The following is a 12295-nucleotide window of genomic DNA, read 5'->3' on the forward strand; positions in this document are numbered from 1 at the left end:
CGCCTCATCATGCCGTCGTACGGAGCGGGAGCCGAGACCTGGGGCGGATGATCGGCGTCAGGTGTGGGATGCCTCACGAGCATCAGGGACAACGCGCACAACAACCGTACGCAATGCGCCTATTAGGTGGTGAGTACGGACTCCTCCACTGTTTCGAGGCGGGCGCCTCCGCCGCGCAGAGCCCGTGCCTGGTCCAGGCGCAGGGATGCGGAACGCCCGCGCAGCGTCAGGGTCATCAGCTGGTTGCCGAACCAGGGGCCGCCGGCTCTGCGCCACTCGACGGGCGGGTGCGCGCAGCGGCCGTGCCGGGTGAACCGGTGCCCGATCGCCCGCCCGAGGCCGCTCCAGCCGAAGCGGAAGCCGAGCCTTATGTGCAGCGGTATCGAGTTGTGGACGGGGGAGCAGGTCAGCTGGAGCACCCGGGCGGCGGGCTGGGCGCCGCCGGGCCAGGTCGGCTCGGCGACATACGCGTGGTGCACGTCTCCGGACAGCACGCACACCGTCGCCGGGGCGTCGTCCCCTGAGCCCGCCCCGGCGATGAACTCCGTGAGCGCCTCGAACGAGGACGGGAACGCCGCCCAGTGCTCCAGGTCGGCAGCCCTGCGCATCTTCTCGCCGAACCGCGCCCACCGTTCACCCCGTTTCCCCTCGCACAGCGCCGCGTTCCAGGTCTCGGCGTCGTGTATGAGCGGGGGAAGCAGCCAGGGCAGGGAGGTGCCGATGAGGAGATGGTCGTACGAGCCGGGCGACTCCAGCGCCTGTTCGCGCAGCCACTGGGCCTCCCCGGGGTCGATCATCCGGCGGTTCTTCTCGTCGAGGACGCGGGCCGCGCGGGTGTCGAGCATGACGACGCGGACGCGGCCGAAGTCGCGGCGGTAGCTCCAGCGGACGGAGGCGGGGTCGGCGTCCGCCTGGGCGGAGAAGGCGCGCAGGACGTCGGTGCCGTCGGGGGTCTCGCGGACGGCGGCGTACAGCAGGTCCTCGGACAGTTCGCGCGGGGAGAGGTTGCCGAGGTGCTGGTGGACCCAGTAGGACATCAGGCCGCTCAGGATCCGCTCGCGCCACCACGGGGTGGCGCGCATGTCGGCGACCCAGGAGGCGCTGGTGTTCCAGTCGTCGATGACGTCGTGGTCGTCGAAGATCATGCAGCTGGGCACGGTGGACAGCAGCCAGCGGATCTCGGGGTCGAGCCAGGACTCGTAGTAGAGGCGGGTGTACTCCTCGTAGTCCGCGACCTGGTGGCCCGGGGGGTCGTCGAGGCCGCGGCGGGCGGCGATCCAGCCGAGCGTGGCCTGGGAGACCTCGTCCGCGTACACCTGGTCGCCCAACAGCAGCAGAACGTCCGGGCGTTCGCCTTCCGGAGCCCCGGCGATGCGGGCCGCCAGGGTGTCGAGGGCGTCCGGGCCCACCGGGTCCTTCTCGTCCTCGGGCGGCGCGGCCCAGCGGCAGGAGCCGAAGGTGACCCGGACGGTGTCACCGTCGAGGGTGCTGACGACCGAGGGCGGGAACCCGGAGTCGGGCAGCGGCCAGACGGAGGAACCGTCCAGCAACACCTCGTACGCGGTCGCCGTCCCCGGGGTCAGTCCGCTCACCGGCACCAACGCGTAGTGGTGTCCGGCGACTTGGAAGGTCCGGGCCTCGCCGCGAGAGCCGTCGGCGCAGCGCACCTCGGCGATGCACGGACGGCTCGCCTCGACCCAGAAGGTCGCGGACGAGCCGTCGACGTACCTCAGCAGCGGTCCCAGGCGCAGTTCCGCCAAGTTGATCAGCCTCCTCCGTCGCCCCGTACGGTACGGAACGACGGAGGTCGGCGGGGAGGTTCCGGGAACCGCGACCTTGTGAATTGCGCCGGATCAGCAGCCGCTGAGGACCGAGGTCAGCTTGGCCTTCTCCGCGGTGTCGACCGAGAGGTCGTAGTAGTACTTCACCTGGACCCAGGCACGGACGTACGTGCAGGCGTACGAGGTGACGGACGGCATCCACTCGGCCGGGTCCTGGTCGCTCTTCGACTGGTTCACGTTGTCCGTGACGGCGATGAGCTGCGGGCGGACCAGGTCGTTGGCGAAGTTCTGCCGCTGGGTGCTGGTCCAGCTGTCGGCGCCGGAGTCCCAGGCCTCGGCCAGCGGGACCAGGTGGTCGATGTCCAGGTCGGACGCGGCGGTCCAGGTGGCGCCGTCGTAGACGGAGTACCAACTGCCGCTGGTGGCGGCACAGGCGGAGCTGGTGACGACGTTCGTGCCGTCCCGCTTCAGGACCGTCTCGCGGGTGTTGCAGGTGCCGCTGATGGTGATCCAGTGGTTGAACAGATCACGGTCGTAGCCGGTGCGGTCCTCGGTCGCCACGGTGAGGGAGGCGAGGTAGGTGCGGGCGGTGGCGGCGCTGACCGGGGTGGGCAGCGCGGCGGAGGCGGTCGGGCCGTTGAAAATCCCGACCATGGCTATCAGACCGGTGACGGCTGCGAGTACACTCAGCCGTCGACGCGCGTAGACCTTTGGCATGCGAACTCCCTTGGAGTGGGGGGTCGTTGGGGGCGAGCGAGCACATGCTTGCGGCGGCGTGTTTCCAGAGGATGTGCGTCAGGTGAGAAGTTAGTGACGTGCTCATGACACATCAAGACTTCTGACGAATCTGGCGAACCAGATGTCCTACGCCAGTCCGACGAACCAGAACTCCTACGCCTGCGGCGGGACCAAAGGCCCTACGGGGTCCGCGCGGCCGTCCCGTACGATGGATGGCGCAGAAGGGGAGTAGCTCTTCGCCGGACCGTCGACATACTGCTCAGCTCGTCTGAGCCGGCGCCCGGAGGCAGACCTCGTTCACGGGGCCGGCCAGCGAGACCTTCGGCAAGCAGTGCACAACATGTGCGTCATTCGTACGTTTTCGTACGGGTGCCCCTGTGTGCTGCCGTGCCGAGGTGTCGCGTCGCAGTCACAGCACTCTCGGTGGGGCAGCCCGACCGATTGAGGAATTTTGATCAGCTTCAGTGTCATGGCCGTCGTCTTCGGCGTCGTCTTCCTCGCCGAACTGCCGGACAAGACCGCGCTAGCCGGACTCGTCCTCGGCACCCGCTACCGCGCCTCGTACGTCTTCGCAGGCGTCGCCGCCGCGTTCGCCCTCCATGTAGCGCTCGCAGTCGCTGCGGGCAGCGTCCTGACCCTGCTGCCGCAGCAGATCGTGCACGCCGTCACCGGTGTGCTCTTCCTCGGTGGCGCGGCGGTGCTGCTGATGAAGAAGGACGAGGACGAGGAGGAGGTCCGCAAGCCCGCGAACCAGAGCTTCTGGAAGGTTTCCGGGGCGGGCTTCATGCTCATCCTGGTCGCCGAGTTCGGCGATCTCACCCAGATCATGACGGCGAACCTCGCGGCCCGCTACGACGATCCGCTCTCCGTCGGCCTCGGTGCGGTGCTCGCGCTGTGGGCGGTCGCCGGGCTCGGGATCGTCGGCGGCAAGGCGCTGATGAAGCGGGTGCCGCTGCGGCTGATCACCAAGGTCGCGGCGATGCTGATGCTGGGGCTCGGGGTGTGGAGCCTGTTCGAGGCGGTGACGGGCTGAGGCCCCCGTGCTCGGTCGGGCAGGTGTCCGTGCGGCGTACGGGTGGTGTCTCCCTGCTGTCTTGGGGGTGACTTTCCGTAGGTGCGTTGGTAAAGCGCCTGGTCAGGGGCGGTGGCGCCGAGGCCCTCTCTTTTTGTATCGTGAAGGAACAAAGTGGCTCCCGTCCGCACTCCCTGACCGGCGGGCGGGGTCACCTTGTCCCTGGGGGCCGTAACCGGTCCCCTTTGCTGGGTTTTCCTCGTTTCCCACGTCTTCCGCGCCCTGGAGCATGCCGATGACGGCTCCCACCGTTCTGACCGCCCGCGCCCTCCTGCTCGACATGGACGGCACCCTCGTCAACTCGGACGCCGTCGTCGAGCGCGTCTGGCGCCGCTGGGCCGACCGGCACGGGCTGGACGGCGACGAGGTCATGAAGGTCGTCCACGGCAGGCAGGGGTACGCCTCGATGGCCGTGCTGCTGCCGAGCCGGCCGATGGAGCAGAACTACGCGGACAACGCGTGGATGCTTGCCGAGGAGACGGCCGACATGGACGGCGTCGTCGCGGTTCCCGGTGCGGGGGAGTTCCTGGCGTCCCTTGCCGGGCTTCCGCATGCGCTGGTGACCTCCGCGGACGTGGGGCTGTCCACCGCGCGGATGGCTGCGGCCGGGCTTGCGCTGCCCGATGTGCGGGTCACCGCCGAGTCCGTCGGGGCGAGCAAGCCGGATCCCGAGGGGTTCCTCAAGGGGGCCGCGGAACTGGGCGTCGCGCCTGAGGAGTGTGTCGTTTTCGAGGACTCCGGGGCGGGGATCTCGGCGGGGCGTGCCGCCGGGATGCGGGTCGTCGGGGTCGGTCCTCGGGCCGGGTTCCACCGGCCCGATGTGGTGGTCCGTGACCTTACGCAGGTGCGGGTCGAGGGTGTGGACGGTGGGGGGATTCGGCTGTACGTGGGGTGAGGGCGTGGGCCCGACGCGGGTGCGGGGGAAGGGTTTTTTCGCCCCCTCCGCCCCTACCCGTCCCTTGCTTCCTGGGGGCTCCGCCCCCAGACCCCCGTTCGCCCGAAGGGCTCGTCCTCAAACGCCGGACGGGCTGAATGGCCCTACCCGGAGCTGAAGAGTGCCGCCCCCGTGGGTGGGTGGGGGATCGGGATGGTGCAGCGTTTTCCTGGACGCCGGTCGGGCTGAATGGCCCTGCCCGGAGCTGAAGAGTGCCGCCCCCGCGGGTGGGTGGGGGATTGGGATGGCGCAGTGTTTTCCCGGGCGCCGGTCGGGCTGAAGGGTGCTCGCCGGGCTGAGAGGTGCGGCTCCGCGGGTGGGTGGGGGATTGGGATGGCGCAGACTTTTCCCGGACGCCGGACGGGCTGGCTGATGATGCCCACCGGCGGGAGGGGGCGTGCCGGTACGTCCAAAGCCCGTCGCGTACGTTCGCGTCACCGGACGTTTCAGTGCTCGGGCGACGTCTGATCCGGCGGCGACGGGCGGACGTACCGGCACGCCCCCGACCCACCCACCGAGCAGCAGGCCGAAACGGTCACGGCTCCGTCGTCTCCGCTTCCAGGCTCGTCCGGGTCGCCCCGCCGTACACGCCCAGGTCGTCGGCTGTGATTCCCCGGGCCCACTGGTAGCGGCGTACGGATTCCTCGACCTGGTTGTCGTAGTCGCCGTCGGCATTGCCGACGTACAGGGCCAACTGCGTCAGGCGGAGCTGGAGTTCGGTGACCTCGGGGCCCTCGTCGCCGCGGCGCAGGATTTCGGTCTGGCGTCCGTCGTCCGATTCGTCGCCGGTGGCCTCCGCCGAGCCGGTGGCGCGCTCGGTCGTCGGGGTCTGGGACGGAGTGGCCGACGGGGACGGGGTCGAGGACGCGGCCGACGAGCGTGACGGTGAGGGGGTCGCGCTGGGCGGCGGCGGCGCCGGGGCGGCCGGCGCCGGGGGCGACGACGACGTGCTCGTGGACGGTGACGCCGAGGCGGACGTGGGGGACGCCTCCGGGACGCTCGCTCGAACGGCGTCCGGCAGGGCGCCGTCCCGCGAGGGAGTGTCGTACGAGAACAGCCCACTGGCGAAGCCCGCCGCGGCGACGACCGTCACCACGGCCCCGGCGACGCCCAGGAGGACGACGCGACGCCGCCGCCCGGACCGGGGTGGTACGTCCGGCGGCGCGCCGGCGCCGCTAGGCACGGCCGCCAGCCGCATCGTCGACGCGGACGCATCGTCGGAGAACCCCGGTACGGCGACGGACACCGGCACCACGGCCGTGTCCGCGTCCCCCGGCTCAAGCTCCACGTACGGCCGGATCCGCAGCGGATCGAAGTCCTCCGCCGCAGCCGCCTCCGCCGTACGCGCGTCGCGCAGCGCATCCGACGCACGCTGGGTGCAGGCGCACGACGGGCTGCCGTCCGGCGCACGGGGCGCCGCGCACTCGGGGCATATGTGCCCGTTCGGTTCATTCACGCGTGGATCCATCCCCTGTCCTCCCCCTGAGGAACTCCCGAGGTTATCCGTACGTCCCCCACACAATCTCCCCGGAGCCCCCGGAATCCCGGCCTCCGCAGGACTCAACAGGCCATAACCGGTCACACCGATCAGGATGGAGGGTGACCGGGACGCTACCGGGGCCCTCGGGGCCGGCGGGAGGTCTGCATGACCGAGGACGGGCACGGCACGGACGGCACGCCGTCCGCGCCGCTGGGCGTGAACGAGAGCGCCGTCAGACGGCGCGAGGCGGCCGCCACCGACGCCGGCGAGCACGTGCACGGCAGCGTCCTCGTCTCGATCGGCGCGCTGCTGCTCGGCATGCTGCTGGCCTCCCTCGACCAGACGATCGTGTCGACGGCGCTGCCGACGATCGTCAGCGACCTCGGCGGCCTGGACCACCTGTCCTGGGTGGTCACCGCGTACCTGCTCGCGTCGACCGCGGCGACCCCGCTGTGGGGGAAGCTCGGCGACCAGTACGGCCGGAAGAGGCTGTTCCAGGCCGCGATCGTGATCTTCCTGATCGGCTCCGCGCTGTGCGGCCTCGCGCAGAACATGCCGCAGCTGATCGGCTTCCGGGCGCTTCAGGGCCTCGGCGGCGGCGGACTCATGGTCCTGTCGATGGCGATCGTCGGAGACCTCGTCCCGCCGCGCGAACGCGGCAAGTACCAGGGCCTGTTCGGCGCCGTCTTCGGCACGACCAGTGTGCTCGGCCCGCTCCTCGGCGGACTCTTCACCGAACACCTCAGCTGGCGCTGGGTCTTCTACATCAACCTGCCCATCGGCGTCGTCGCGCTCATCGTGATCGCGACGGTCCTGCACATCCCGAGGAAGTCGGCCAAGCACGTCATCGACTACCTCGGCACCTTCCTCATCGCGGCGGTCGCCACCGCCCTGATCATGGTGGCCTCGTTCGGCGGCACCACCTGGGGCTGGGGCTCGCCGCAGATCATCGGCCTCGCGGTCCTGGGTGTCGTACTGGCCGTGGCCTTCGTGTCCGTCGAACGCAGGGCGGCCGAACCGGTCCTCCCGCCCAAGCTGTTCCGCATCCGCACCTTCGTCCTGTCCGCCGTCATCAGCTTCATCGTCGGCTTCGCGATGTTCGGCGCGATGACCTACCTGCCGACGTTCCTCCAGGTCGTGCAGGGCGTGACGCCGACGATGTCCGGCGTGCACCTGTTGCCGATGGTGTTCGGCCTGCTGCTCGCCTCCACCGCCTCCGGGCAGATCGTCAGCCGCACCGGCCGCTGGAAGGTGTTCCCCATCGCCGGTACGGGGATCACGGCCCTCGGTCTGCTGCTCCTCCACCAGCTCGACGAGTTCAGCAGTACCGGCGAGATGAGCGCGTACTTCTTCGTCTTCGGTCTGGGCCTCGGCCTGGTCATGCAGGTGCTGGTGCTGATCGTGCAGAACGCGGTCCCGTACGAGGATCTGGGCGTCGCCACCTCGGGCGCCACCTTCTTCCGCTCCATCGGCGCCGCGTTCGGCGTGGCCATCTTCGGCTCGGTCTTCGCGAGCCGCCTCGGCGACAAGCTGACGACCGCGCTCGGCGGACAGCAGCTCCCGGCGGGCACCAGCGTGGACTCGCTCAAGGCCGACCCGAAGGGCATCGCCGACCTGCCGGCCGCGCTGAGGCCGCCCGTCCTGCACGCGTACGCCTCGGCCATCACCGACGTGTTCCTGTACGCCGCCCCGGTCGCCCTCCTCGGTTTCGTACTGGCGTGGTTCCTGCGCGAGGACAAGCTGCGCGGGTCGGTCACGGCGCCGGATGCCACCCAGACGCTCGCGAGCAATCCGGTGGAGCGTTCGTCGTACGACGAGGTGTGCCGGGCGCTGTCCGTGCTCGGCACCCGGGAGGGGCGGCGCGAGATCTACGAGAAGATCACCGTGCGGGCCGGCTACGACCTGCTGCCCGCCGCGAGCTGGCTGCTGCTGCGCATCAGGAAGTACGGGTGGGCCGAGCCCGCGCAGCTGGCCGAGCACAGCGCGGTACCGCTGACCGTCGTGATGGCCGCGGCCCGGCAGGTCGAGGAGCGCAGGCTCGCCGTCCGCGAGGGACTCGACCTCGTGCTGACGGACGAGGGCCGAGAGGCCGCCGCGACGCTGTCCAGGGCGCGTGAGGAGTCCCTGGGGGAGCTGCTCGGCGACTGGTGGGGGCCGGACCGCCCGACCGATCTGGTCAAGCTGGTCGAGGAGTTGAACGCCGAGTTGTGCGGGTCCGACGAGGAGCGCCCGCACGACGGGACGGTGCCGCGGCGCTCGGTCTGACGTTGTGGTTACCTGTTGAGCCGTTTCTCGAACCAGTGCTCGGCGTAGATGTCGTCGTTGTGCCGCTCGGTCTCCTCGTAACCGTGCCGGGCGTACAGCGCACGCGCCTCCACCAGGTCGCTTCGCGTGTCGAGGATCAGCCGCTCGGCGCCGAGCCCGCGTGCCGCCTCCTCGGCCGCCGCGAGGAGCACGGGGCCGCCGCCCTTGCCGCGCAGCTGCTCGCTGACGAAGACCCGTTTCAGCTCACCCGTGCCCGCGTCGAGCATCCGCACGCCCGCCGTGCCGCCGGGCTCGCCGTCGTACCGCGCGACCAGCAGCAGCCCGCCGGGCGGCGCGAGATAGTCCCCGGTGTCGGCGGCGACCTCCCGCTCCAGCTCCGCCGGATCGGTCGGGTGCCCCTCGTGGAGCAGGTACCAGCGGTCGCTGACCTCCGTGTAGTACGCCCGCCACAGCGCGGCGGCGACGGGGGAGTCGAAGGGTTCGGGGGCGACGGTCCAGGAAGCCGGCGTACGGGTCATGGCGGTCATTGTCACGAGGTGCCGTACGCGGTCCGCAAGCGGATTTCGGCGGGCGGTCTCCGGGGCGTTCCTGTTTGAGAGGCGTTCTGCGGGCAACCCGGTGCGGGAACCGGCCCGTTGGGTCGAGCAGTTCGAGCAGATCGAGCAATTCGAATAAGTCGGAGTACCCGGGAAGGCACCCATGTCCACAGGCGTGATCATCGCTCTGATCGTGATCGTGGCGGCCGTCGCCGTTGTCGCGGCCGCCGTGACCATCCTTGCTCGAAGGCCGCAGGGCGGACGCAGCCTGCAGCGGCGCTTCGGGCCCGAATACGACCGGACCGTCGCCCGGCACGACGGCGACACCAAGGCCGCCGAGCACGACCTCGCGGAGCGCGTGCGGCGGCACGGTTCGCTGCGGGAGCGGGCGTTGGAGCCCGCGGTCCGCGACAAGTACGTGGTCCGCTGGGCGGCCGCGCAGGAACGCTTCGTCGAGTCGCCCCGGGAGGCCGTGGCCGAGGCCGACCGGCTGATCGGTGAGGTGGCCGGGGCGCGCGGGTTCCCCGACGGTCAGTACGAGGAGCAGTACGCCGCGCTCTCCGTCCACCACGGGCCCCATGTCCTCGGCTATCGCCGGGTGCACCGGGCCGCGCTGGCCCGTACCCCGGACGGTGACGGCGCCAGCACCGAGGGGCTGCGCAAGGCCATGGTCGAGGCGCGCGCCCTCTTCGAGGAGCTGGTGACGCCGATCCGCCAGGACACGTCGAGCAACGGGGCGGACGAGAAGTCGCCCACCGCGCCGACCGCATCCAACCGCCCGGAGGGCTCCGTCCCCGAGGGTCGAACCCACCTGCCCTGGTCGTTCACCAGGCGTCAGGCGAAGGGGAGTTGAACATCATGAAGGACATGCCGGCCGACGAGACCAAGGACCCTGCCCGCCCCGACTCGACACGGTCCGACCAGACACGGTCCGACCCGACGCGCTCCGACCCGACGAAGGGCAGTGCGCGCCCGGCGCCCGGCGAGGCCGCTCCCGCCCGCGAGGCCCCGACCGGCGGCGAGGACCCGCCCGTACACCGGGCCGTCCCCGTCCGGCCCGCTCCTGGCACGGTGGCCCGCGAGGGGGTCGGCACCTCCGCGGACGAGTCGGTCAGCGGCTCGGCCGGTACGGTCCGCGGGAGCGATCCCGACGCTCGGCGAGGCACCCACGGTGCGTCGTCCCGCGAGGGCGCCGGCGGTCTTGGCCGTGACACCGGGGACAGTGCGGTCCGTGAGGGCAGGGGCGATACGGCGGTCCGCGGGCGGCCCGTGACGTCCGGAACCCGGCAGGTCCCGGACCACGACGCCCGGCTGCTTCCGCAGGACGAGTGCGACAAGTTCGAGCTGCGGATCCGGCATGCCGTCGGTGGGTTCGTCGACGAACCCCGGGACGCCGTGGCGGAGGCCGACCAGGTACTGGAGGAGCTCGCCGCGCGCTTCACCGACGCCGTCTCCCGGCGCCGCACCAAGCTGCGTACGTCCTGGCAGGAGAAGACCGGCGCCGACACCGAGCAACTCCGGCTCGCCCTGAGGGACTACCGCGAGGTAACGGAACGCCTACTGAGGTCCTGACCCCGGCGACACCCGGCCGACGCCGGAGCACCGATTTTCTTCGCCCCCTCCGCCCCTACCCGTCCCGTACCTGGGGGCTGCCGCCCCCAGACCCCCGCCATCGGCCTGAACGGCCTCGTCCTCAAACGCCGGACGGGCTGAAAGATCTCCCCCCTGGCCCGGGGTTGAAGAGTGGAGCCCCGCGCCCCCCACCGGCAGCCGCCCGTAGGTGTCACTGAGGCCGCGCCCCGGACCATGTTCCGGGGCGCGGTCTCAGTTGTCAGTGGGGGCGGTCGGGCCCTCCCGGCGTTCTTGCCAGTCTCGGACGATGTCTTCGACGTCGTACGGCTTGAGGCCGAGGGGTGGGCCGGGTGGGGGTTTGAACATGACTTCGCGGATCTTGGTGTTGATGTCTTCGATGATGCGGCGTACGACCCGCTCGGAGGGGGCCGCGGCGGCCGCTGCGAGGGCGTCCTCGGCCTCTTTGCGGAGGGCGAGGGTGGGAGGCAGTACGGACAGGCCCTCGCGGGCCATCTTCCGCTTGATCCACCACAGTTCGTCGTACGACGTGTCGGTGATCTCGGGCATGGGCCGCCCCGCCCCGGGAAGCTCCGCGAACTCCCCGCGCGCCTCCGCCTCGCGGATCTGTCGGTCGATCCAGGACTCGAAGCTGACACCGGGTGGCTTGCGCTCGGTCATGAGTCCATTGTGCAGGAGGCTGCACGCAGGGGCGACGGGGCGAACTATCATGCGGCGGCGGCGCGTCAAACACGCTCCGTACGTGGACAATTGGACCGGCAGGAAACTGAAGGAGCGCACGTGCTCGAACTCACCATGGCCTCGGTAACAGGGGCGGACGCGGGCGCGACGGCCGGGATGCTGATGGCCGACGCACCGAGCGACCCCGGTGCCATGCTGCGGGTGGGCAGGGACAAGGCCGTGTGCCGTCTCGCGACCCCGGACGACTGGCTGTTCGTGTCCCGGGTGCACCTGGAGTTCCTGTGCGGCCCGGACGGCTCCTGGCAGGTCACATGGTTGCAGGGTTCCCGCCCCGAGCCCTCGTCCGAGGTACGGCTGACGATGGCGGGCCAGCTGACCCAGCCCCTCCCGTACGGCGGCACGGCCAGGCTCCCCGCGGGCAGCGCCGGAGAGATCGTCATCCTGGACCGCACCGGCCCCTACAGCGTGAACGTGGGCTTCTACCACGAGGTGTGAACAGCGGCCTCAGGCCAGTACCCGGGCGAGCGCGAACCCGTCGTACCCCTTGCTCCCCACCGTCTGGACCGCCGTACCGCTCAACTTCGGGTGTGCGGCGATCAGTTCGAGCGCGGCCCGGGTGCCCCGCACGCTCCGGTCGGTGCTGTCCGCGTCGGTGACCGCGCCCTCCCGTACGACGTTGTCGAGGACGATCACACTGCCGGGGCGGGTGAGCTTGACGGCCCACTCGATGTAGTGCGGGTTGTTCACCTTGTCCGCGTCGATGAAGACGAAGTCGAACGGCTCCGGGTTCTCCTCGGCCAGCTTCGGGAGCGACTCGAGGGCGGGCCCGACCCGCACTTCGGTGATCTTGTCGAGGCCGGCGCGGGCGAGGTTGCCGCGGGCGACCTCGGCGTGTGCGGGGTCGTACTCGAAGCTGATCAGGCGGCCGTCGGCCGGGAGGGCGCGGCCCAGCCAGATCGTGCTGTAGCCGCCGAGCGTGCCGATCTCCAGGATGCGGCGGGCGCCCTGGATCTGGGCGAGGAGCTGGAGCAGCTTGCCCTGGTTCGGCGCGACGTTGATGGGTGGCAGTCCGGCCGCGTCGCTGTCGCTCAGGGCGGCGGCCAGGGTGTCGTCGGCGGGGGCGAGGAGGGCGGTGAAGTAGTCGTCGACGTCGTTCCAGAGTTGCGACTCGCTCATGCACCATGCCTTTCGTATGCCTATTTAGATGAGCTAACTAGT

General features: G+C 70.7%; 12 protein-coding genes. 6 read left to right on the top strand and 6 right to left on the bottom strand.

Annotation, left to right across the window (positions count from 1 at the left end; genetic code table 11):
- Positions 1-122: 122 nt before the first annotated feature.
- Both OG266_RS31270 and OG266_RS31275 read right to left on the bottom strand, forming a co-directional pair.
- Positions 123-1760, bottom strand: a complete 1638-nt coding sequence (locus tag OG266_RS31270) for an alkaline phosphatase D family protein (protein WP_371549706.1) — start codon at positions 1758-1760, stop codon at positions 123-125.
- Positions 1761-1853: 93 nt separating this feature from the next.
- Positions 1854-2498, bottom strand: coding sequence for an HNH endonuclease family protein (locus OG266_RS31275; RefSeq protein WP_371549708.1), 645 nt, complete (start codon positions 2496-2498; stop codon positions 1854-1856).
- 472 nt (positions 2499-2970) lie between these two features.
- Between OG266_RS31275 and OG266_RS31280 the strand changes: the two genes are divergently transcribed.
- A complete protein-coding gene (locus OG266_RS31280) occupies positions 2971-3552 on the top strand; it encodes a TMEM165/GDT1 family protein (RefSeq protein WP_266463402.1) in 582 nt (193 codons plus the stop codon).
- 268 nt (positions 3553-3820) lie between these two features.
- Complete coding sequence (locus OG266_RS31285; protein WP_329547902.1) at positions 3821-4486, top strand: HAD family hydrolase; 666 nt, start codon at positions 3821-3823, stop codon at positions 4484-4486.
- Positions 4487-5060: 574 nt separating this feature from the next.
- On the opposite strand, the gene OG266_RS31290 is transcribed toward OG266_RS31285, so the two are convergent.
- Entirely contained in the window at positions 5061-5981 is a 921-nt protein-coding gene (locus OG266_RS31290; protein ID WP_371549711.1) for a peptidoglycan-binding protein, read from the bottom strand.
- Positions 5982-6170: 189 nt separating this feature from the next.
- Here OG266_RS31290 and OG266_RS31295 point away from each other — a divergent pair, with 189 nt between their 5' ends.
- Positions 6171-8270 carry a DHA2 family efflux MFS transporter permease subunit gene (locus OG266_RS31295; RefSeq protein ID WP_371549713.1) on the top strand — a complete coding sequence of 700 codons (2100 nt, stop codon included), beginning with the start codon at positions 6171-6173 and terminating at the stop codon, positions 8268-8270.
- Positions 8271-8278: 8 nt separating this feature from the next.
- On the opposite strand, the gene OG266_RS31300 is transcribed toward OG266_RS31295, so the two are convergent.
- Positions 8279-8788, bottom strand: a complete 510-nt coding sequence (locus tag OG266_RS31300; RefSeq protein ID WP_329547905.1) for a GNAT family N-acetyltransferase — start codon at positions 8786-8788, stop codon at positions 8279-8281.
- A gap of 181 nt (positions 8789-8969) precedes the next feature.
- Between OG266_RS31300 and OG266_RS31305 the strand changes: the two genes are divergently transcribed.
- Together OG266_RS31305 and OG266_RS31310 are read left to right on the top strand one after the other, a co-directional pair.
- Complete coding sequence (locus OG266_RS31305) at positions 8970-9659, top strand: hypothetical protein (RefSeq protein ID WP_371549715.1); 690 nt, start codon at positions 8970-8972, stop codon at positions 9657-9659.
- Positions 9660-9664: 5 nt separating this feature from the next.
- Positions 9665-10378, top strand: coding sequence for a hypothetical protein (locus tag OG266_RS31310; RefSeq protein WP_371549717.1), 714 nt, complete (start codon positions 9665-9667; stop codon positions 10376-10378).
- Between the two features lie 252 nt (positions 10379-10630).
- On the opposite strand, the gene OG266_RS31315 is transcribed toward OG266_RS31310, so the two are convergent.
- The gene (locus OG266_RS31315; protein ID WP_371549718.1) at positions 10631-11056 is read right to left on the bottom strand and encodes a DUF1992 domain-containing protein; all 426 of its coding nucleotides are present in this window, start codon (positions 11054-11056) and stop codon (positions 10631-10633) included.
- Positions 11057-11176: 120 nt separating this feature from the next.
- Between OG266_RS31315 and OG266_RS31320 the strand changes: the two genes are divergently transcribed.
- Positions 11177-11572, top strand: coding sequence for a hypothetical protein (locus tag OG266_RS31320; RefSeq protein WP_266463423.1), 396 nt, complete (start codon positions 11177-11179; stop codon positions 11570-11572).
- A gap of 9 nt (positions 11573-11581) precedes the next feature.
- Here OG266_RS31320 and OG266_RS31325 read toward each other — a convergent pair whose 3' ends face one another.
- Entirely contained in the window at positions 11582-12253 is a 672-nt protein-coding gene (locus OG266_RS31325) for an O-methyltransferase (protein WP_371549721.1), read from the bottom strand.
- Positions 12254-12295 lie beyond the last annotated feature (42 nt).

This window comes from Streptomyces sp. NBC_00554 (assembly GCF_041431135.1).
Classification (GTDB): Bacteria; Actinomycetota; Actinomycetes; order Streptomycetales; family Streptomycetaceae; genus Streptomyces.